Annotated in this window: 21 protein-coding genes; 14 read left to right on the top strand and 7 right to left on the bottom strand. The window is 58.7% G+C overall.

What is annotated here, in order from left to right:
• Window positions 1-2: 2 nt before the first annotated feature.
• The 7 genes from mutL to ACW5XC_RS15580 all read left to right on the top strand — a co-directional run bounded on the left by mutL (window position 3) and on the right by ACW5XC_RS15580 (window position 6,904).
• The gene (gene mutL, locus ACW5XC_RS15610) at window positions 3-1,874 is read left to right on the top strand and encodes a DNA mismatch repair endonuclease MutL (protein WP_042054942.1); all 1,872 of its coding nucleotides are present in this window, start codon (window positions 3-5) and stop codon (window positions 1,872-1,874) included.
• Complete coding sequence (miaA, locus tag ACW5XC_RS15605; RefSeq protein WP_074042699.1) at window positions 1,864-2,793, top strand: tRNA (adenosine(37)-N6)-dimethylallyltransferase MiaA; 930 nt, start codon at window positions 1,864-1,866, stop codon at window positions 2,791-2,793. Before mutL ends, miaA begins: the two co-directional genes overlap by 11 nt.
• Window positions 2,794-2,865: 72 nt before the next feature.
• The gene (gene hfq / locus ACW5XC_RS15600; RefSeq protein WP_005339045.1) at window positions 2,866-3,129 is read left to right on the top strand and encodes an RNA chaperone Hfq; all 264 of its coding nucleotides are present in this window, start codon (window positions 2,866-2,868) and stop codon (window positions 3,127-3,129) included.
• 63 nt (window positions 3,130-3,192) lie between these two features.
• Entirely contained in the window at window positions 3,193-4,479 is a 1,287-nt protein-coding gene (gene hflX, locus ACW5XC_RS15595) for a ribosome rescue GTPase HflX (RefSeq protein ID WP_042054882.1), read from the top strand.
• 91 nt (window positions 4,480-4,570) lie between these two features.
• On the top strand, window positions 4,571-5,722 hold the full coding sequence (gene hflK, locus ACW5XC_RS15590) for an FtsH protease activity modulator HflK (protein WP_005339041.1): 1,152 nt from the start codon (window positions 4,571-4,573) through the stop codon (window positions 5,720-5,722).
• A 3-nt stretch (window positions 5,723-5,725) separates the two neighbouring features.
• Entirely contained in the window at window positions 5,726-6,610 is an 885-nt protein-coding gene (gene hflC, locus ACW5XC_RS15585) for a protease modulator HflC (RefSeq protein ID WP_005339038.1), read from the top strand.
• 105 nt (window positions 6,611-6,715) lie between these two features.
• Entirely contained in the window at window positions 6,716-6,904 is a 189-nt protein-coding gene (locus ACW5XC_RS15580) for a DUF2065 domain-containing protein (RefSeq protein ID WP_005339036.1), read from the top strand.
• Window positions 6,905-7,009: 105 nt separating this feature from the next.
• Here the strand turns inward: ACW5XC_RS15580 and ispB are convergent, their stop codons facing one another.
• Window positions 7,010-7,981 carry an octaprenyl diphosphate synthase gene (ispB, locus tag ACW5XC_RS15575; RefSeq protein ID WP_019444890.1) on the bottom strand — a complete coding sequence of 324 codons (972 nt, stop codon included), beginning with the start codon at window positions 7,979-7,981 and terminating at the stop codon, window positions 7,010-7,012.
• A 242-nt stretch (window positions 7,982-8,223) separates the two neighbouring features.
• Here ispB and rplU point away from each other — a divergent pair, with 242 nt between their 5' ends.
• From rplU to ACW5XC_RS15555, 4 genes are all read left to right on the top strand, one after another.
• The gene (gene rplU / locus ACW5XC_RS15570; RefSeq protein WP_005304210.1) at window positions 8,224-8,535 is read left to right on the top strand and encodes a 50S ribosomal protein L21; all 312 of its coding nucleotides are present in this window, start codon (window positions 8,224-8,226) and stop codon (window positions 8,533-8,535) included.
• A gap of 17 nt (window positions 8,536-8,552) precedes the next feature.
• The gene (rpmA, locus tag ACW5XC_RS15565) at window positions 8,553-8,810 is read left to right on the top strand and encodes a 50S ribosomal protein L27 (protein ID WP_005339028.1); all 258 of its coding nucleotides are present in this window, start codon (window positions 8,553-8,555) and stop codon (window positions 8,808-8,810) included.
• Between the two features lie 200 nt (window positions 8,811-9,010).
• Window positions 9,011-10,213: an Obg family GTPase CgtA gene (gene cgtA, locus ACW5XC_RS15560; protein ID WP_042054884.1), complete on the top strand. Its 1,203-nt coding sequence runs from the start codon at window positions 9,011-9,013 to the stop codon at window positions 10,211-10,213.
• Between the two features lie 366 nt (window positions 10,214-10,579).
• Window positions 10,580-11,950, top strand: coding sequence for a YjiH family protein (locus ACW5XC_RS15555; RefSeq protein WP_042054886.1), 1,371 nt, complete (start codon window positions 10,580-10,582; stop codon window positions 11,948-11,950).
• Window positions 11,951-12,034: 84 nt separating this feature from the next.
• Here the strand turns inward: ACW5XC_RS15555 and ACW5XC_RS15550 are convergent, their stop codons facing one another.
• On the bottom strand, window positions 12,035-12,373 hold the full coding sequence (locus ACW5XC_RS15550) for a hypothetical protein (RefSeq protein ID WP_042054887.1): 339 nt from the start codon (window positions 12,371-12,373) through the stop codon (window positions 12,035-12,037).
• Between the two features lie 305 nt (window positions 12,374-12,678).
• On the opposite strand from ACW5XC_RS15550, the gene ACW5XC_RS15545 reads away from it, so the two are divergent.
• The 3 genes from ACW5XC_RS15545 (at window position 12,679) to ACW5XC_RS15535 (ending at window position 14,742) form a co-directional block, all read left to right on the top strand.
• Window positions 12,679-13,668 carry a luciferase-like monooxygenase gene (locus tag ACW5XC_RS15545; RefSeq protein ID WP_042054888.1) on the top strand — a complete coding sequence of 330 codons (990 nt, stop codon included), beginning with the start codon at window positions 12,679-12,681 and terminating at the stop codon, window positions 13,666-13,668.
• Between the two features lie 3 nt (window positions 13,669-13,671).
• Window positions 13,672-14,118, top strand: a complete 447-nt coding sequence (locus ACW5XC_RS15540; protein ID WP_074042698.1) for a bleomycin resistance protein — start codon at window positions 13,672-13,674, stop codon at window positions 14,116-14,118.
• 123 nt (window positions 14,119-14,241) lie between these two features.
• Entirely contained in the window at window positions 14,242-14,742 is a 501-nt protein-coding gene (locus tag ACW5XC_RS15535) for a 2TM domain-containing protein (protein ID WP_042054945.1), read from the top strand.
• 118 nt (window positions 14,743-14,860) lie between these two features.
• Here ACW5XC_RS15535 and ACW5XC_RS15530 read toward each other — a convergent pair whose 3' ends face one another.
• From ACW5XC_RS15530 to surA, 5 genes are read right to left on the bottom strand one after another with little or no spacing between them, the layout of a single operon-like run.
• Window positions 14,861-15,682: a symmetrical bis(5'-nucleosyl)-tetraphosphatase gene (locus ACW5XC_RS15530; protein ID WP_042054892.1), complete on the bottom strand. Its 822-nt coding sequence runs from the start codon at window positions 15,680-15,682 to the stop codon at window positions 14,861-14,863.
• Window positions 15,683-15,688: 6 nt separating this feature from the next.
• Window positions 15,689-16,051, bottom strand: a complete 363-nt coding sequence (gene apaG, locus ACW5XC_RS15525) for a Co2+/Mg2+ efflux protein ApaG (RefSeq protein WP_031227971.1) — start codon at window positions 16,049-16,051, stop codon at window positions 15,689-15,691.
• Between the two features lie 4 nt (window positions 16,052-16,055).
• Entirely contained in the window at window positions 16,056-16,868 is an 813-nt protein-coding gene (rsmA, locus tag ACW5XC_RS15520; RefSeq protein WP_040065075.1) for a 16S rRNA (adenine(1518)-N(6)/adenine(1519)-N(6))-dimethyltransferase RsmA, read from the bottom strand.
• A complete protein-coding gene (pdxA, locus tag ACW5XC_RS15515; RefSeq protein ID WP_042054893.1) occupies window positions 16,858-17,853 on the bottom strand; it encodes a 4-hydroxythreonine-4-phosphate dehydrogenase PdxA in 996 nt (331 codons plus the stop codon). The genes rsmA and pdxA overlap by 11 nt, the downstream gene beginning before the upstream one ends.
• Complete coding sequence (gene surA / locus ACW5XC_RS15510) at window positions 17,853-19,151, bottom strand: peptidylprolyl isomerase SurA (protein ID WP_042054946.1); 1,299 nt, start codon at window positions 19,149-19,151, stop codon at window positions 17,853-17,855. Before surA ends, pdxA begins: the two co-directional genes overlap by 1 nt.
• Window positions 19,152-19,169: the final 18 nt, after the last annotated feature.

Raw genomic sequence — 19,169 nt, 5'->3', positions numbered from 1 at the left:
TGATGCCGATCCGTATTTTGCCACCCATTCTGGCCAACCAGATTGCAGCCGGAGAGGTGGTGGAGCGGCCCTCTTCTGTGGTGAAAGAGCTGGTGGAAAACAGCCTGGATGCGGGGGCTGACCGGGTCGAGATCGACATCGACAAGGGGGGCGCCAAGCTGATCCGCATCCGTGACAACGGCTCTGGCGTCGCCAAAGACGAGCTGGTGCTGGCGCTGTCGCGTCATGCCACCTCCAAGGTGGCCACGCTGGACGATCTGGAAGGGATCAACAGCCTCGGTTTTCGTGGCGAGGCGCTCGCCTCCATCAGCTCGGTCTCCCGTCTCACCTTCACCTCCCGTACTGCAGATCAGTCCGAAGCCTGGCAAGCCCAGGCGGAAGGGCGGGAGATGAGCGTCACTATCAAGCCGGCGGCCCATCCGGTAGGCACCACGGTGGAGGTGGTGGATCTCTTCTTCAATACCCCGGCGCGGCGCAAGTTCATGCGCAGCGAAAAGACCGAGTTTGCCCATATCGACGAGCTGGTGCGCCGCATCGCGCTCTCCCGCTTCGATGCCACCCTGATCCTGCGCCACAATGGCAAGGTGGTGCGCCAGTACAAGGCCGCCAATACCGTGCCGGAGCAGGAGCGACGTCTCGCCGCCGTTTGCGGCACTCCCTTCATGCACCATGCGCTGGCGGTGGAGAGCGAGCATAGCGACGTGCGTCTGTGGGGCTGGCTGGCGACTCCGGAGGGGGCAAGACCGCAAAACGATCTGCAATACACCTATGTCAACGGCCGGATGATGCGCGACAAGCTCATCAATCACGCCATTCGTCAGGCCTATGACGAGCTGCTGCCTCCCGATCGCTTCGCCGCTTATGTGCTCTATATCGAGCTGGATCCCCGTCAGGTGGATGTCAACGTCCACCCGGCCAAGCATGAGGTGCGCTTCCATCAGGCGCGACTGATCCACGACTTTATCTTTCAGGCGTTGTTTACTGCGCTGCGCCGCGAAGGAGTCAGCGCCGCTCATCAGGACGCGCCGCTGGCCGAAACTCTGGTCGAGTTGCCGGTCAGTCCGCAGATTGAATATCCCGGTCAGGCGCCACGCCCGGAGTGGTACGGTGCCGAGCACAGCTACCGGGCACCTGCACAGGTGCGGGAGGGGGGCGGTGGGTCTGGCCGAGCCAGCAATTATCAACCGCCCGAGCCCCCAAGCCGGGAGGCGATGCGCGGCATGGGCGCTCTGCTCACTACGCTGCCTATCGCAACTGCGGCTGAGGCTGCTCCCGCACAGTCCACCGACACAGTGCCGTCACCTAAACAGGGGGGATGTCGCGCCCTGACTCTGGTGGAGCAGGCCTACTTGTTGATCGAGCGGGATAATCAGCTGGTGCTGCTCTCGCTGGTGCGCGCCGAGCGGGTGCTGCTGCGCCACTGGCTGCTGGAGACCTGGGGCCAGGGACTGGCGGCCCAGCCACTGTTGCTGCCGGTCTCCTTCAAATTGCCGAAGAATTTTATCGCGCTGGTGACCGAGCAGGAACGTTTGCTGAAACGGATGGGGCTGGAGTTGAAAAGCGGGGGGCGCGACACCATGATCCTGACTCGGGTGCCGGCTCTGCTGCGCCAGACCGATCTGGTGCGTCTGTTACCCGAATTGCTGCAAATTATCGAGGGCGGATCTGACAGTGATGCTGGTCAGCAGGCTGAAGTATTATGCCAATGGCTGGTGGAGCAGGGGATAAGCCGCGAGAAGATATACGATTTTTCAACTGCCAGTCGTCTGCTGACGGAACTTGTGGCCGCTCACGCTGACCAACTGACAGACATTCGCATGGTACGCCCCCTTTCGCTGGCGACCGTGCTGGAGGAGTTTGAACATGGCGAGTGACTTGCCGACCGCAATTTTTCTGATGGGGCCGACGGCCTCCGGCAAGACGGATCTCGCCATTGAACTGTGCCAGGCGCTGCCCTGCGACATCATCAGCGTCGATTCGGCGCTGATCTATCGCGGCATGGATATAGGTACGGCCAAGCCGACCGCCGATGAACTGACACGTGCCCCGCACCGGCTGATCGACATTCTTGATCCCGCAGTGAGCTATTCGGCAGCCGATTTTTGCAAGGATGCCCTGCGGGAGATGAAAGAGATCGCCGACCGTGGCCGCATTCCGTTGCTGGTGGGCGGCACCATGCTCTATTTCAAGGCGCTGCTGGAGGGATTGTCCCCGCTGCCCTCTGCCGATCCCGCCATTCGTGCCGGGATTGAGGAAGAGGCTGCCCGCCTCGGTTGGCAGGCTCTACATGACGAGCTGGTGCGCATCGACCCGGTGGCCGGGGCGCGGATCCACCCCAATGACCCGCAACGACTCTCCCGGGCGCTGGAGGTCTACCGCATCAGCGGCAAGACCCTTACCGAGCTGACGCAGGTGCAGGGGGAGGGCTTGCCCTATCGGGTGCAGCAGTTTGCCATCGCCCCGAGCGATCGCGCCGTGCTGCATCAGCGGATCGAACTGCGCTTTGACAAGATGCTGCAAGGCGGCTTTGAACTGGAGGTTCGCGCGCTGATGGCGCGCGGCGATCTGCACCCTGATCTTCCCTCCATTCGCTGTGTGGGTTATCGCCAAATGTGGGACTACCTGTGCGGTGAAGTGGGGTATGATGAGATGCGTTATCGTGGCATTGTTGCCACACGCCAATTGGCAAAACGACAGATGACCTGGTTGCGCGGCTGGCCCGATGTGACCTGGTTGGAATCTGGTGAGTCTGGCAATCTCGACCGCGTGCTTGCTCGCGCTGGTGCGGCTTGACACTCCCTGTATAATCAGGTTGTTATATTGATATTCGGTGTTTAAAAACAACAAACTATAAGGAAAAGAAAAATGGCTAAGGGGCAATCTCTCCAAGACCCGTTTTTGAATGCGCTGCGCCGTGAGCGGATTCCTGTTTCTATCTATTTGGTGAACGGCATCAAACTGCAAGGTCAGATCGAGTCTTTTGACCAGTTTGTTATCCTGCTGAAAAACACCGTGAGCCAGATGGTTTACAAGCACGCCATCTCGACTGTCGTACCGGCCCGTGCCGTCAATCATCACCAGCCCACTCCGGGTGGCGCGGCTGATGAACAGGGTGATGCCGAGGCGTGATATCCCTGGGCGAGTCGACTCGCCAACTCAGATTCATCATGATTCCTGTTAAGGAGCAAGCGCTTGTTTGACCGTTATGAAGCTGGCGAACAGGCCGTTCTGGTGCATGTCAACTTCAGTGATGAGGGTGAGCGGGAGGATCTGGAAGAGCTCAAGATGTTGGTGAGCTCGGCCGGAGTCAATGCGCTGGGAGTGATTACCACCAATCGCAGTGCGCCCAGTGCCAAATTTTTTGTCGGCAGTGGCAAGGCTGAAGAGATCGCGTCCCAAGTCCAGATGCTGGATGCCGACGTCGTCATCTTCAACCATGCCCTGACCCCTGCCCAGGAGCGCAACCTGGAGCGTCTGTTCCAGTGCCGGGTGGTGGACCGAACCGGCCTGATCCTCGATATCTTTGCCCAGCGCGCCCGTACCCACGAAGGTAAACTGCAGGTCGAACTGGCCCAGTTGCGCCATCTTTCCACTCGTCTGGTGCGAGGCTGGACCCACCTTGAGCGTCAAAAGGGCGGGATCGGTCTGCGTGGCCCGGGTGAAACCCAGCTTGAAACTGACCGACGTCTGCTGCGGGAACGCATCAAGGCGATTTTGCGTCGGCTCGACAAGGTGGCCAAACAGCGGGAGCAGGGACGCCGCGCCCGCAACCGCAACGAAGTGCCGACGGTGTCACTGGTTGGTTATACCAACGCCGGAAAGTCCACTTTGTTCAACCAACTTACAGCTGCCAGCGTGTATGCTGCCGACCAATTGTTCGCAACTCTGGATCCCACCCTGCGTAAACTGGTGATTCGGGATGTGGGTGATGTGATTTTGGCGGATACAGTTGGATTTATTCGACACTTGCCCCATGATCTGGTCGCGGCCTTCAAGGCGACCCTGCAGGAGACCCGTGAAGCGGATCTGCTGCTGCATGTGGTGGACTGTGCCGATGAGCAGATGCAGGAGAATATCGACTCCGTGCAGCAGGTGTTGGCCGAGATCGAAGCCGATGACAGGCCCCAGCTGATGATCTGCAACAAGATCGACAAGCTGGCGGATCGTCCGGCAGGTCTGGAGCGAGATGACGAGGGGCGCCCGTTGCGCGTCTGGTTGTCGGCCCAGACCGGTGAAGGTTGTGAGCATCTGTTTACGGCGCTGACCGAATTGCTGGCTGGCTCCATGGTGCATCACACCCTGCAGTTGCCTCCTTCTGCCGCGAGATTGCGCAGTGCGCTCTATCAGCTGAAAGGGATTGAGCAGGAAGGTTTTAGCGAGGAGGGTGATTTCGTGCTGGAAGTCCGCTTGCAAGTGGCCGACTGGAACCGCCTCGTGAAACAGGAAGGTGAGAGTTTACAACGCTTTATCAGGCATTGATTCGTCGATGAAGATGAACCCTTAGGGGCTTCTCAACGTATGATGGCCCGATAGAGATGATATCCATCCGCATGTATTAATGGAGACGCTGATGGCTTGGAATGAGCCTGGTAACAACGGCAAAGACCGTGACCCTTGGGGGAATAACGGCAAGAATCAGGGACCCCCTGATCTGGATGAAATGCTGCGCAAAGTGAGTCGCCGTTTCGGTGGCTTGTTTGGTGGCGGCAAATCTGGCGGCGATGTAGGTCGCTTTGGTATTTCCATCGCGCTGGTTGTGGCTGTGGTGGTGTGGGTCGTCAGCGGCTTCTACACCATTCGCGAAGCGGAGCGTGGTGCCGTGCTGCGGTTTGGCAAGTTTTCCCATATTGTCGAGCCGGGCCTGCGCTGGAAGCCGACCTTTATCGATCAGGTGATCCCGGTGGACGTCGAGTCCGTGCGTTCCCTGCCTGCCTCCGGTTTCATGCTGACTCAGGATGAGAACGTGGTACGGGTCGAGATGGACGTGCAGTACCGTGTGGTCAATCCCGAGCAGTATCTGTTCAGCGTGACCAATGCCGACGAGAGTCTGGGTCAGGCCACCGATAGCGCACTGCGCTACGTGGTGGGTCATACCCGGATGGATGACGTCCTGACTACCGGTCGTGAGAAGGTGCGTCAGGAGACCTGGCAGGTGATCGATGGCATCATCGAGCCTTACCAGATGGGTCTGCAGATCGTCGACGTCAACTTCCTTCCGGCGCGTCCGCCGGAAGAGGTGAAAGACGCCTTTGATGACGCCATCTCCGCTCAGGAAGATGAACAGCGCTTCATTCGTGAAGCAGAAGCCTATGCCCGTGAAGTGGAGCCCAAGGCCCGTGGTCAGGTGAAGCGTCTGGAGCAGGAAGCGGAAGCTTACAAATCCCAGATCGTGTTGAAAGCCCAGGGTGAAGTCGCTCGCTTCAACGAGCTGCTGCCCCAGTATCTGGCTGCCCCCGAGCTGACCCGTGAGCGTATCTATCTGGAAACGATGGAAGAGCTCTATCAGCAGGCCAACAAGGTGGTGGTCGACATGCCGGCTGGCAACAACAGCATGATCTACCTGCCGCTCGACAAGCTGTCTGGCAAGCCGAAGGCTGCCCAGTCTGATCGTGCCACTGTCGCCCCGGTCACAGAGCAGGTCCCCGTTTCCAACGAGGGTGCCAACTCTACCCCGACAATGCCGCTGCGTAGCGGTGACCGCTTCAGCTCAGGGAGAAACTGATAGATGAAAAAGCTAGCTATTGGTGCAATCGCTGTCGCGGCCATGGTCTGCTTCTCCTCTGTCTTTATCGTTGATGAAGGTCAGAAGGGGATTGTGGTGCAGTTTGGCAAGGTGAAGCGGGTTGACTCCGGTGAACCCCGCCTCTATGAGCCGGGCCTGCACTTCAAGGTGCCGCTCATCGACCAGGTTCGCAAGATGGATGCCCGCATCCAGACCATTGACAGCCAGGCCGACCGTTTTGTCACCTCCGAGAAGAAAGACCTGATCATCGACTCCTACGTGAAGTGGAAGATCGAGGATTTCTCCAAGTACTACCTGGCAACTGGTGGTGGCAACAAGCTGCAGGCTGAAGATCTGCTCAAGCGCAAGATCAACAACGGTCTGCGTTCCGAGATAGGTAACCGCACCATCAAGGACATCGTCTCCGGTGAGCGCAGTACCGTGATGGAAGATGCCTTGAAGAAGATGGCGCGCTCCTCCGAGCTCGGTATCAAGGTGGTGGATGTGCGGATCAAGCAGATCAACCTGCCGGTGGAAGTCTCCAACTCCATCTACCAGCGGATGCGCGCCGAGCGTACCGCGGTTGCCCGTGAGCACCGCTCTCAGGGTCGCGAGAAGGCTGAAATCCTGCGTGCCGATATCGACCGCAAGGTGACCGTCATGATCGCCGACGCCGAGAGTAACGCTCGCCAACTGCGTGGTGAAGGGGATGCGGAAGCCGCCAAGATCTATGCCGACAGCTACAAGAAAGACCCCGAGTTTTTCAGCTTCGTGCGTAGCATGGAGGCCTATCGCAAGAGCTTTGCCGGTGGCAACGACCTGATGGTGTTGAAGCCGGACAGCGAGTTCTTCCGTTACCTCAAGTCTCCTCACGGCACCAAGCAGTAATCGCCACGAGGTCACATTCAAAGGGTCTGCATTGTCAGACCCTTTTGTTTTTGGTGCCAATGCCAGCCGTCGACCCGGGTGGCTGGTTGCATTGAAGGAGGTCGGATGCTGACATCCATGCTGATGGGGTTGGGATTGCTGCTGTTGTTCGAGGGGCTCGGCCCGTTGTTGATGCCCAGGGCATGGCAGCAGATGTTGCGGCTGCTGAGCGATCAGCCACCGGAGCAGTTGCGCCGTATCGGCGGCTCGTTAGTGGTTGCGGGTAGCGTGATCCTCTGGATGCTGAGTCGCTGAGTCGCTGAGTCGCTGAGTCGCTGAGTCTGGTGCAATGCACTGTCCAGCAGATAGCAGACAATAAAAAAGAGGCCGAAGGCCTCTTTTTTCATCCATGTCGTTTACTCAGGCACTGCGCTGCACGGCCATGTGGGCCAGTGTTTCCAGCGCCTGTTTGTGCGGGGAGTCCGGCAGGATGGCGAGGGCGGCAATGGCCTTGTCGGCCTCTTCTCTGGCACGCATGCGGGAGTACTCCAGCGCGCCAGTGCGGTCGAGAATGCCGAGGATCTGCTCAAGATGCTCCATGCCGTTGCGGTGCTCGATGGCATCGCGCACCAGCTGGCGCTCTTCCGGCGTGCCCACTTCCATGGCGCGCAGCAGCGGCAGGGTCGGTTTGCCTTCGGCCAGATCGTCGCCGACGTTCTTACCCATCTCTTCGCTCTGGGAGCAGTAGTCCATCACGTCATCGATGATCTGGAACGCGGTGCCCAGATACTTGCCATAATCGGTCATGGCCTGTTCGACGGGCTCGGGCTGATGAGTCAGCACGGCTGCAAGGCGAGTGGCGGCCTCGAACAGCTTGGCGGTCTTGCAGTAGATGACCGTCATGTAGCTCTCTTCGGTGGTATCCGGGTCGTTGCAGTTCATCAGCTGCAACACTTCTCCTTCGGCGATGGTGTTGGTGGCATCCGAGAGGATCTCCATCACCCGCAGGTTGGAGAGTTCGGCCATCATCTGGAAGGAGCGGCTATAGAGGTAGTCACCGACCAGCACGCTGGCGGCATTGCCAAACATGGCGTTGGCGGTCTCCCGGCCGCGGCGCAGGTCGGATTCGTCGACCACGTCGTCATGCAACAGGGTAGAGGTGTGAATGAATTCGATGATGGCGGCCAGTTTCAGGTGATCCTCACCCTCATAGCCCAGCGCACGCGCAGCCATCACGGTCAGCATGGGGCGCATCCGTTTCCCGCCGGCGCTGACAATGTAGAAACCCAGCTGATTAATCAGACTAACGTCGGACTGGAGTCGGGCCAGGATCAGTTCATTGACCGCCGTCATGTCGGCGGCACAGAGCGCACGGATAGTCTGTTGGTCCATAAGTCTCGTAACGTGACAGCAGCAATAACTGCGATTTTAGTAATGGCAGGGATTCTACACGATTTCACAATGGGTTACAGTTAGGCGTTTATCCACGGCGGCAGATATGCGCACAAAATAAACTTTTTGCTAAATTGGCCTTGCCTGAGCAGATCGATTTGCGTAGAATGCCCGCCCATTGTTATAGGTTTTTGCGCATGTCTAGCCTTGAGCAAAAGACATGCCTTTACGGAGTTAATCAAATGTACGCGGTATTCCAAAGCGGCGGAAAACAACACCGTGTGGCCGAAGGTCAAATCGTTCGTCTGGAAAAGCTGAACGTTGAGACTGGCGCTACCATCGACTTCAACGAAGTTCTGATGGTTGCTGCAGGCGACACTTTTAAAGTAGGTGCTCCTTTCGTTGAAGGTGGCAAGGTTGTAGCTGAAGTTGTGGCTCACGGCCGTGGCGAGAAAGTGACTATCGTCAAGTTCCGTCGTCGTAAGCACCATCGTAAGCAAGCGGGCCACCGTCAGTGGTTCACTGAAGTCAAAATCACTGGCATCAGCGCTTAATTAGAGGAGTCCGATAAATGGCACACAAAAAAGCTGGCGGTTCATCCCGCAACGGTCGCGATTCTGAAGCTAAACGCCTGGGCGTGAAGCGTTTCGGCGGCGAAACAGTTCTGGCTGGCAGCATCATCGTTCGTCAACGTGGTACCAAGTTCCACGCTGGCACCAACGTTGGTCTGGGCAAGGATCACACCCTGTTCGCAACCGCGACTGGTAAAATCCTGTTCGAAGTTAAAGGTCCGCTGAATCGTAAATACGTTAGCATCGTTGCTGAGTAATTACGGACCGCAAGGATCCGAAGCCCCGCCAACAGGCGGGGCTTTTGTTTTTCTGACGTCTTTCTGATGTCGTTGACGAAAAAACGGAACGCAGCTGACTTTGGCTCTGACGGGCATGATTGGCAAGATGCGTATCGCCCGCAGGGGTCTGTACCACTATAATTGCGTATCGGTTTTTCGAATTAAGGTGACGGTTACCTATGAAGTTTGTTGATGAAGTCCAGATTCGAGTCGATGCCGGTGACGGTGGTAACGGTTGTGTAAGCTTTCGCCGTGAAAAATATATTCCCAACGGTGGTCCGGACGGCGGTGACGGCGGTGACGGTGGCGACGTATATCTGATCGCCGACGAGAACCTCAATACCCTGATCGACTACCGTTTCGAGCGTTTCCATGCTGCCGAGCGCGGTGAGAATGGCCAGAGCGCCAACTGTACCGGCCGCCGCGGCAAGGACAAGATCCTGCGCGTGCCGGTCGGTACCCGAGCGACCGATGAAGATACCGGTGAACTGCTGGGGGATCTGACCCACCACGAGCAGAAGCTGCTGGTTGCCAAAGGTGGTTTCCATGGTCTGGGCAACACCCGCTTCAAGAGCTCCGTCAACCGTGCTCCCCGCCAGAAGAGCAACGGTACTCCGGGTGAAGTGCGTACCCTGAAGCTGGAGCTGCTGCTGCTGGCCGATGTCGGCATGCTGGGTCTGCCCAACGCAGGCAAGTCTACCTTTATTCGCGCCGTTTCTGCGGCTCGCCCGAAAGTAGCTGATTACCCCTTCACTACCTTGGTACCGAACCTAGGTGTGGTGCGTGGTGAAAACTCCCGCTCCTTCGTGATCGCCGATATCCCGGGTCTGATCGAAGGTGCAGCCGAAGGCGCAGGCCTGGGTATCCGCTTCCTGAAACACCTCGAGCGTTGCCGCGTGCTGATCCACCTGGTGGATATCTGCCCGGTTGATGGCTCCGATCCTGCTGAAAATGCCGTGACCATCGTCAAGGAGCTGGAGAAGTACAGCCCGGAACTGGCTGGCAAGCCGCGCTGGTTGGTGTTTAACAAGATGGACCTGATCCTGGAGGAAGAAGCCCGGGAGGTGATGGATCGCGTCAAGGCAGCCCTGAACCACGAAGGTCCGGTCTATGCCATCACTGCCATTAGCAAGGAAGGTACCAAGAAGGTCTGCTACGACATTCTGGATCTGCTGGATACCATGCCCCGTCAGCTGGCGGAAGATGCCAAAGACGCCATTGAGAAGGTGGAGTTCAAGTGGGACGACTACCACAAGAACCAGCTGGCCAAGGCTGAAGCGGAAGCACTGGCTGCCTCTCTTGCCTTCGATGAAGGGCTTGATGATGACGATTGGGATGACGACGAAGATGATGGCGTTGAAGTCATCTACGTCCGTGACTGATCCCCGTCACTCTCATTGAAAACCGGAGCCTGAACAGGCTCCGGTTTTTTTATGTCTATCGAGCAGAAACTCATTAGGTATATTTGTGATGTCACTTATTGCCTGCCACTGATAACCGATTATACTGCCCACCAAAATTAACAATAACGAAACAATCATCTGGCGATGTCGATTGAATCGATATGCGCATCTGTATCTTATTGTTTTAATGGAAGGTTTGCCTGTATAAATATTTATGCGCAGATTTCTGACTTAAGGGCTTGTTTGTGCATTTTTTTAGAGTATTCTTGCGCCCGTTTTGCCGGTTAATGCATGAATACGCAGGTTGGCCGGGCTAGGGAAAAGTAACATTAGGGTAGTCATATCATGTTGGAAAAGAGTCTCGAAGCACCTGCGGTCAATACTCGCCGTAACTTGTTGATGTTTCTGATTCCGTCACTTATCGGGATCCTGTTGTTCATGACGCCGGTCGTCTATGACGGTAACGTCACCATCCCGGTGGCCGTGCTGGCCAAGCTGGTACAGCGCGTTTTTGCCGATTATCTGGTCGCCATGGTCAGTGCGGTGATCACCACCACCATGCTGATGACGCTGATTGCCTGGCTGTTCAAGCCAGCGATCTTGGTGCGTCGTCCTTTCCTCAACAGTTTGTTCAATGTCTCCCCTTTCTGGGCCTGCGTGCGGGTATTGGGCGGTATCTTCGTGCTGCTGACCTTCTTCCAGGTGGGGCCAGAGGTGCTTTACTCCGGCGCAACCGGTGGACTGGTGCTCAACGATCTGCTGCCGGTGCTGTTTTCAGTCTTCATTTTTGCCGGCCTGCTGCTGCCGTTGCTGCTCGATTTCGGGCTGCTGGAATTTGTCGGCACCATGATGACCCGCATCATGCGTCCTGTCTTCCGGTTGCCGGGTCGCTCCGCAGTGGACTGCTTTGCCTCCTGGCTTGGCGATGGCAGCGTTGGCATCCTGCTGACCAGCAAGCAGTATGAGGGTAAGTTCTATACCCAGCGTGAAGCCGCGGTGATTGGCACCACTTTCTCTGCGGTCTCCATCACCTTCTGTCTGGTGGTGATCTCCCAGGTGAAGCTGGAGCACATGTTTGTCCCCTTCTATCTGACTGTCTGTCTGGCTGGGGTGGTTGCCGCTATCGTGGTGCCACGTCTGCCGCCGCTATCCTGGAAGAAGGATATCTATATCGATGGCGCTCCCCTGTGTCGCAAGCAGGAGGCGGTGCCCCACCAGCACAGTGTGATGAGTTATGGTCTCGAACGTGCATTGACCAAGGCAGAGCAGATGACCGGTCTCGGTGCCGTCGCCCGGGAAGGGGTGAAGAATGCACTGGATATGGTGTTTGGTGTGCTGCCGGTGGTGATGGCGATCGGTACCTGTGCCCTGATGCTGGCCGAACATACCCCTATCTTCAACTGGCTTGGCGCCCCGTTTGTCCCCTTGCTGGAGCTGCTGCAACTGCCGGAGGCGGAAGCGGCTTCCAAGACCATCATGGTCGGTTTTGCCGACATGTTTATTCCGGCGGTGCTGGCCTCGACCATCGAGAGCGACATGACCCGCTTCGTGATTGCCGCCATGTCGGTAACCCAGCTGATCTATATGTCCGAAGTGGGCGCCCTGCTGCTGGGCAGCAAGATCCCGGTCAAGCTGTGGGAACTGTTTGTTATCTTCCTGCTGCGCACTCTGGTTACCTTGCCGGTTATCGCCGGGGTGGCACACCTGCTGTTCTAAGGACGCAACGCAGTGAAAAACGGTCAACCTCGGTTGACCGTTTTCTTTTTCGCAGTAACGGGAGAGAGTACCCCTTCGGTTGGTTTAGCCTCTAGTGACAGGACACTGGATGGTTAACGAGTGGACCGTGTTGGCGATGCGATAGGGCTTGGCAGCTTGGTAGATTTTCTTCTCCTTGTCATAGCTTCCCCCCAGATACTGGGTGCTGTAGAGCGTCTGCTGGCGGCGGTCGGTCTCCTTGTAACCTTGCGGGCAGGTCTGGTTGGCCTGCTGGAAGCAGGCTTTCATGCTGCTGCACTCGATGTAGAAGCCGCGCTGGCTGGTATCGGCAAGGTGCACCGGGGTGACGGTGGGGGCGGGGGGAGACAACAGGGCGCAACCGGACAGCGTCAGCGCGCCCAGCAGAACGAGATGTTTTGACATAGATAACCTGAACAGTGTGGTGTGACAAAGAGTGAGGGGGAGTCTGTTGCTCCCCCTTCGCTATAGGGGCACCGTTATAACCAGCCCGGGGCGCTCAGGCCAGCCCGCAAATGTAAGAAAATATGATCCACCCCCGGGCTTGTGCGGCCAGCAGGATGAGCGTTCAAACAATACTTGCCTGAGATTTGTTCCGTTCGATTGCTGCCGCTTGGCAGGCAGAGTGTGGCAGGAGATAGTGATTCATTCAGGTATCCCGTGCTACATTGCCCCACTTGTTACTGGCCTGTAAATCAATGGAGTGACCCATGTCTGCCATCCCCTATTCCGTGCTCGATCTGGTGCCTGTTGCCGAAGGATCTGTACCTGCCGAGTCGTTTCGCCGTTCGCGGGATCTTGCCCGCCATGCCGAGGGTTGGGGTTACCAGCGCTACTGGCTTGCCGAGCATCACAACATGCCGGGCATTGCCAGTGCCGCCACCTCGGTGCTGATCGGCCATCTGGCCGAAGCCACCACCACTCTGCGGATCGGGGCGGGTGGCATCATGCTGCCGAACCACTCGCCACTGGTGATTGCCGAGCAGTTTGGCACTTTGGCTTCTCTCTATCCCGACCGCATCGACCTTGGCCTTGGCCGCGCCCCCGGGACCGATCAGCGCACCATGCGGGCGCTGCGGCGTATGCGCAGTGGCGAGGTGGATGATTTCCCGGCCGATGTGCGCGAGCTGATGAGCTATTTTGGCGACGAGATCGGCGCTGTGCAGGCGGTGCCCGGTCAGGGGCTGCATCTACCCATCTGGCTGCTTGGCTCCAGCCTCTACAGCGCGCAACTGGCGGCGGCGATGGGTTTGCCGTTCGGTTTTGCCTCCCATTTTGCTCCCGCCATGTTGCTGCAAGCGCTGGAGATCTACCGTAGCCAGTATCGCCCCTCTGCGCGCTGGCCCAAGCCCCATGCGGTGGTCTGCATCAACATGATCGCCGCCGACAGCGAGCGGGAGGCACGCTTCCAGTTCACTACCGTGCAGCAGCAGTTCTTGCGCCTCCATCGCGGTGATGCGGGCAAGCTGCCCGCGCCGGTCGTCCAGCTTGGCGACGAGTGGGCACCCCGTGAGCTGATGGCGATGGAGCAGACCTTGGCCCGCTCTCTGGTGGGAGATCCGGAGCAGGTTCGTCACGGTCTCAAGGCGCTGCTGGCGGAAACCCGTGCCGATGAGCTGATGTTCAATGGCCCCATCGTCGATCATCAGGCCCGACTGCGCTCCTTTGAAATTGCCGCCGAGCTGATGCAGAGCCTGTAAGCCATGACGAACCCTACTGTCGCTGTGGATGAGGTGTATTGGAATCCCATGGTACCGGAGCTGTCGGTTACCGATCTGGCTCGATCTCTGGTTTTCTATACCGGTTTGTTGGGCTTCTCGGTCCGCTATCGGCGCGATGACCCTCCTTTTGCTTATCTTGAACAGCAACAGGTACAACTGATGCTGGAGCAGGTACATCCGGCGGGTTGGCAGGTCGGGGCGCTGGAGCCACCGTTCGGTCGGGGGATCAATCTGCAGATGGAGCTGACCGAGATCCAGCCGCTACTCGACCGCTTGCAGGCCGCCGAGATTGCACTTTTCCGGCAGCCCACTGAGGTCTGGTATCCAGTGGGCGAGATGCTGGCCGGGCAGCGCGAATTTTTGCTGCAGGATCCCGATGGTTATCTGTTACGGTTTGTGCAATATCTGGGGAAACGAGCGGCTGACTGACAAGATCAAAATCTTAACCATCTGATTTTAAAGGACTGTCAGATGTATGTCGGCTATCTGTCGTGTCACCTTTCGCGGCGCAAGCCCTATGCTGGCCCTGTCAATTACCACAAGGAGTTCGAGATGATCGTCAGGAAGTTGAGATTGCAACGGGGTTGGTCCCAGGATCAGTTGGCAACGTTGACTGGTTTGAGTGTCCGCACTATCCAGCGGATCGAGCAGGGGCAGCAACCCGGACTGGAATCTCTCAAGGCCCTGGCCGCCGTCTTTGAACTCGATGTGGCTCAACTGGATGGATCAGAGCAACAGGAGCGCGAGATGAGAGGAAGTGACACTATGGGTCAGGATGTGGTGCAGGTATCGGCAGAGGAGCGGGCGGCAATGCGCTATGTGGAGGAGCTCAAGGGCTTCTATCACCATGTCGCCAGCTACGTGGTGGTGATCTGCGGGCTGTTTGTCATCAACTACCTGAGCAATCCGGAGTACATCTGGGCCTGGTGGCCAACCCTGGGTTGGGGGCTGGGGCTTGCCTCCCATGCTGTTCGAGTGTTTCAGCCCTTCAAGCTGTTTGGCCCCGAGTGGGAGCGGCGCCAGATCGAGAAGCGGCTGGGGCGCAAGTTGTAACTTCATTCGCCGGAAAACAGGGAACCTAAAACAGCAAGCCCGGCAGATTGCCGGGCTTTGTTATTGGTGCGGGTTGTTGCAATCCCTGCGGCAGCGACCGCCAGATTGCTGCGTCCCCCTAGCTGGCGTGAACCGGGCAGGGGGTGGCGATCAGGGCATCATCCTCGTAGCGCCACAGGGTCAGGCTGTTGCCCCAGACACAGCCGGTATCGAGCGCCTTGATATCGCTCTTGCCGGTGTTGCCCATCAGGGCTGCCCAGTGGCCGAACACCAGAATGGGGTCGTCCACGTGATGCTCGCGCTGCTCGAACCAGGGACGCAGCCCCGGGGTCGACTCCTTGGGCCCCTTCTTGCATTTGAAGTCGAGACGACCGTCGAAATAGCAGAAGCGCATCCGGGTGAAGGTGTTGATGATGTAGCGGTAGCGGTCGATCCCGACCAGATCATCTTTCCAGCCATCGGGCTGGTCGCCGTACATGTTGTGCAGCAGCCAGCTGTACTGGTCACCGCGTAGCAGGCTCTCTACCTCGCGGGCGCAATTGCGCGCGGTGCGGACATCCCATGCGGGGGAGATCCCGGCATGCACCATCATGATGGGGAGATCCGGATGTTCGGCCAGTAGCGGGCGGTGGCGCAGCCACTCCAGCAGTTCATCCCGATCAGGGGCATCCATCAGGCTTTGCAGCTTGTCTTTCTTCTTGAGCGGTGCAACGCCATCGGCGACGGCCAGCAGGTGCAGGTCGTGGTTGCCGAGCACGGTAACGGCGCGGTTACCCAGCCCTTTGACAAAACGCAGGGTATTGAGGGAGTCCGGGCCGCGGGCGACCAGATCGCCGCACAGCCAGAGCATGTCTTGGTCGGGATCGAACGCGGCAAGATCCAGCAGACGGCGCAAGTCGTCGTAACAGCCCTGGATGTCACCGACAAAACAGTTCGCCATGAAACCTCAGTTGATAATATTGGGGATGGCCAGCGTGAAGGGGGCGATGGGCGCCTCAAACTGCTGACCAGAGCCATCTTGCAGGGTATAGCTCCCTTCCATCACCCCAAGCGGGGTCGCCAGCGGCACGCCGCTCTGGTAGCGGTAGGTCTCACCTTCGGCAATGACGGGTTGTTCCCCGACCACGCCCGGGCCTGCCACTTCCAGCATCTTGCCATTGGCATCGGTGATGAGCCAGCGCCGATGCAGCAGTTGCACCGGGCCGGGCCCCAGATTCTCAATCTCGATCAGATAGTGAAACTGGTAAGGGTCTTTGGAGCCCGCCACATACACGGGGTATGGGCGGATCTCGATGTGCGGGAGTGCCACAGGATCAGGCCTGTTGCTGATCCGCCAGCCAGTTGGCGATCATGACAAACTGCTCGAGGGAGAGATTCTCCGGGCGCAGGTTGCCATCGATACCAAGCTCGGTCAGCTGGGCGTCGGTGATGAAGTTGGAGAAGCTGTTGCGGATGGTCTTGCGACGCTGGCCAAAGCCCTCGGTACAGACGCGATTCAGACAACGAATGTCTTTTGCGACTATGGTCGGATTCTTGTGCGGGATCAGGCGAACCACGGCAGAGTCCACTTTCGGCGCCGGTTTGAAGGCGCCCGGGCCCACTTCCAGCACCGGCACCACCTGGCAGTAGTACTGGGTCATCACGCTCAGACGGCCATAAGCCTTGCTGCCCGGGCCGGCGGCCAGACGCAACACCACTTCCTTTTGCAGCATGAAGTGCATGTCTTCAACCCGGTCGGCAAATTCGCACAGGTGGAAGATGAGCGGGGTGGAGATGTTGTAGGGCAGGTTGCCGAAGATGCGCAGCGGCCCCTTGCCTTCACCCATCAGGGTACTGAAGTCGAAGCGCATGGCATCCGCTTCGATGACGGTCAGCTTGTCTTTGAGGGTCGGGTGCTCGCGCAAGCGAGCTGCCAGGTCCCGGTCAAGCTCGACCACGGTCATTTTGTCCATCTGGGCGGCAACCGGCTCGGTCAGCGCGGCCAGACCCGGACCGATCTCCACCAGATTCTGACCCGGCTGCGGGTTGATGGCGGCGACGATTTGATCGATCACATACCGGTCGTGCAAGAAGTTCTGACCGAAACGCTTACGGGCCGTGTGACCCATGTGCACCTTACTGCTCATATCTTTTTTTCTCTACCATCTTGATGGCGTGGTTAATCGCGGTGACAAGGCTGCCCGGATCGGCCAGGCCCTTGCCTGCCAGATCCAGCGCGGTGCCGTGATCCACCGAAGTGCGGATGAAGGGAAGCCCCAGGGTGATATTGACCGAACTGCCGAAGCCCTTGTATTTGAGCACAGGCAGCCCCTGGTCGTGGTACATGGCGAGTACCGCATCCGCATCCTTGAGGTATTTCTCCTGGAACAGGGTGTCGGCCGGCAACGGGCCGACCAGATCGATCCCTTCCTGGCGCAGGATGGCCAGGGCGGGTTCGATCACGTCAATCTCTTCACGTCCGAGATGGCCACCTTCCCCCGCATGGGGGTTGAGGCCACAGACGTAAATACGGGGTTTGGCGATGCCAAACTTGGTGGCGAGATCCTCATTGAGGATCCGGATCACCTTGCCGAGGCGATCCTCGGTGATGGCCATCGCCACATAGGCCAGCGGAATATGGGTGGTTGCCAGCGCAACCCGCAGCCCCTCGGTTGCCAGCATCATCACCACATCGGCGGTGTTGGATTGCTGGGCAAAGAACTCGGTGTGGCCGCTGAACGAGACCCCGGCCTGGTTGATGATCCCCTTGTGCACCGGCCCGGTCACCACGGCGGCAAATTCGCCGCTCATGTTGCCATCGCAGGCACGCTGCAGGGTCGCCAGCACATAGGCGCCATTGCCTTCGTTCAGCTCGCCCGGCACCACAGAGGCGCCGAGGGTGACCGGACAGACGGTCAGGGTGCCCGCCCGCTGGGGGCGGGCAGGTGCGGCGGCATCGTAGGGCTCAAGCTCGATGCTGAGCCCCAGCAGGGCGGCCCGCTCGCGCAGCAGCGCCGGATCGGCGATCACCACCAACTGGTGGGGCCAATCCTGCTGGGCAATCTGCAGCACCAGATCCGGGCCGATCCCGGCCGGTTCGCCCGGGGTAACGGCAAGGCGACGGCAGCTCATCAGCTACCGGCTCCTTCGATCTGGATGTAGGCCTCGTCACGCAGCTCATCCAGCCACGCCTGGGACTCTTCCACGAAGCGGCGATTGTAGATCAGCTGGTAGGCGCGCTGCTCCTGAGCCTTGTCGGTCGCATCCTGGCTGCGGCGATCTTCCACCTGCACGATGTGCCAGCCATGGCTGGTACGGAACGGGGCACTGATCTGGCCCGGTTGCAGACGGTTGACCATGTCGCGGAACTCGGGGACATAGACGTTGGGATCAGACCAGCCCAGTTCGCCACCCTGCACCGCAGAGCCCGGATCTTCGGAGTACTTCTCCGCCATGCTGGCGAAGCTGGCCTTGCCGCTCTTGATGTCGTGCAGAATGCCATCCAGCATCCCCTTGGCTTTCTCTTCGCTCAGGATGATGGAGGGCTTGATCAGGATGTGACGTGCTTTCACCTCGGTCTGCATCACTTGCTGCTGACCCTTGGTGTCGAACACCTTGACGATGTGCAAGCCGGCGCCGGAGCGCAGTGGGCCGACGATATCGCCCTTCTGGGCACCCTGTACCGCTTCGGCCATCAGGGTCGGCATCTCTTGCGGGCTCATCCAGCCCCAGTCACCCCCTTCCAGCGCCTTGGGACCATTACTCTCGGCAATGGCCAGTTTGCGGAAGTCGGCACCTTGCTTGAGGGCGGCCAGAATGCGCTCGATCTTGCTCTTGGCGGCATCCAGCTGGGCGGCAGTGGGGTTGTCCGGCAGGGCAATCTGGATATGGCCGACGTGGTATTCGTTCTGCTGTTGACCCTGTTTCTTCAGGATCTCCACCACCTGCTTCACCTCCTGCTCGGAGATGTTGATACGGCGGCGCACCTGGTTGCGGCGCACCTCGTTCATCAGGATCTCGCGGCGAACCTCTTCCCGATATTGGGCATAGGTCATCCCTTCACGGGCGAGCTGGGCCCGCAGCTGATCCAGGGTCATCTTGTTGTCGGCAGCGATGCCCTGAATAGCCTGTTCCAGCTGGGTGTCGCTGATCTTCAGCCCCTGGCGCTCCGCCAGTTGCAACTGCAGGCTCTCCTGGATCAGGCGATCCAGCGCCTGTTTGCGCAGGGTGGCGTCGTCAGGCAGGGACTGGCCGCTCTCCTGAGCAGAGAGTTTTACCTTGTTGACCAGTGCGTCCTGTTGGCTGGACAGCACCACGTCCTTGTTGACCACGGCCAGCACCTTGTCCATCAGCTCGGGCGCAGCCAGTGCGGCCTGGCTCATGGCACCGAACATTCCCGCGGTCAGCAGGGCAATCAGGGTCTTTTTCATATCCATCTCTCAAGGCTG

Source organism: Aeromonas sp. 25-AL00135 (assembly GCF_054052385.1).
The sequence above is the reverse complement of the archived record's forward strand: the minus strand, read 5'-3'. Positions and strand labels throughout refer to the sequence as shown.

Bases quoted from the DNA above. Each gene is read 5' to 3' on its own strand.
- ACW5XC_RS15545 (WP_042054888.1), top strand. From the start codon at position 12,679: ATGTCTGCCATCCCCTATTCCGTGCTCGATCTGGTGCCTGTTGCCGAA.
- ACW5XC_RS15580 (WP_005339036.1), top strand. From the start codon at position 6,716: ATGCTGACATCCATGCTGATGGGGTTGGGATTGCTGCTGTTGTTCGAG.
- surA (WP_042054946.1), bottom strand. From the start codon at position 19,151: ATGAAAAAGACCCTGATTGCCCTGCTGACCGCGGGAATGTTCGGTGCC.
- rsmA (WP_040065075.1), bottom strand. From the start codon at position 16,868: ATGAGCAGTAAGGTGCACATGGGTCACACGGCCCGTAAGCGTTTCGGT.
- cgtA (WP_042054884.1), top strand. From the start codon at position 9,011: ATGAAGTTTGTTGATGAAGTCCAGATTCGAGTCGATGCCGGTGACGGT.
- rpmA (WP_005339028.1), top strand. From the start codon at position 8,553: ATGGCACACAAAAAAGCTGGCGGTTCATCCCGCAACGGTCGCGATTCT.
- miaA (WP_074042699.1), top strand. From the start codon at position 1,864: ATGGCGAGTGACTTGCCGACCGCAATTTTTCTGATGGGGCCGACGGCC.
- ispB (WP_019444890.1), bottom strand. From the start codon at position 7,981: ATGGACCAACAGACTATCCGTGCGCTCTGTGCCGCCGACATGACGGCG.
- ACW5XC_RS15540 (WP_074042698.1), top strand. From the start codon at position 13,672: ATGACGAACCCTACTGTCGCTGTGGATGAGGTGTATTGGAATCCCATG.
- ACW5XC_RS15535 (WP_042054945.1), top strand. From the start codon at position 14,242: ATGATCGTCAGGAAGTTGAGATTGCAACGGGGTTGGTCCCAGGATCAG.
- ACW5XC_RS15530 (WP_042054892.1), bottom strand. From the start codon at position 15,682: ATGGCGAACTGTTTTGTCGGTGACATCCAGGGCTGTTACGACGACTTG.
- hflC (WP_005339038.1), top strand. From the start codon at position 5,726: ATGAAAAAGCTAGCTATTGGTGCAATCGCTGTCGCGGCCATGGTCTGC.
- pdxA (WP_042054893.1), bottom strand. From the start codon at position 17,853: ATGAGCTGCCGTCGCCTTGCCGTTACCCCGGGCGAACCGGCCGGGATC.
- mutL (WP_042054942.1), top strand. From the start codon at position 3: ATGCCGATCCGTATTTTGCCACCCATTCTGGCCAACCAGATTGCAGCC.
- hflK (WP_005339041.1), top strand. From the start codon at position 4,571: ATGGCTTGGAATGAGCCTGGTAACAACGGCAAAGACCGTGACCCTTGG.
- ACW5XC_RS15550 (WP_042054887.1), bottom strand. From the start codon at position 12,373: ATGTCAAAACATCTCGTTCTGCTGGGCGCGCTGACGCTGTCCGGTTGC.
- rplU (WP_005304210.1), top strand. From the start codon at position 8,224: ATGTACGCGGTATTCCAAAGCGGCGGAAAACAACACCGTGTGGCCGAA.
- ACW5XC_RS15555 (WP_042054886.1), top strand. From the start codon at position 10,580: ATGTTGGAAAAGAGTCTCGAAGCACCTGCGGTCAATACTCGCCGTAAC.
- hfq (WP_005339045.1), top strand. From the start codon at position 2,866: ATGGCTAAGGGGCAATCTCTCCAAGACCCGTTTTTGAATGCGCTGCGC.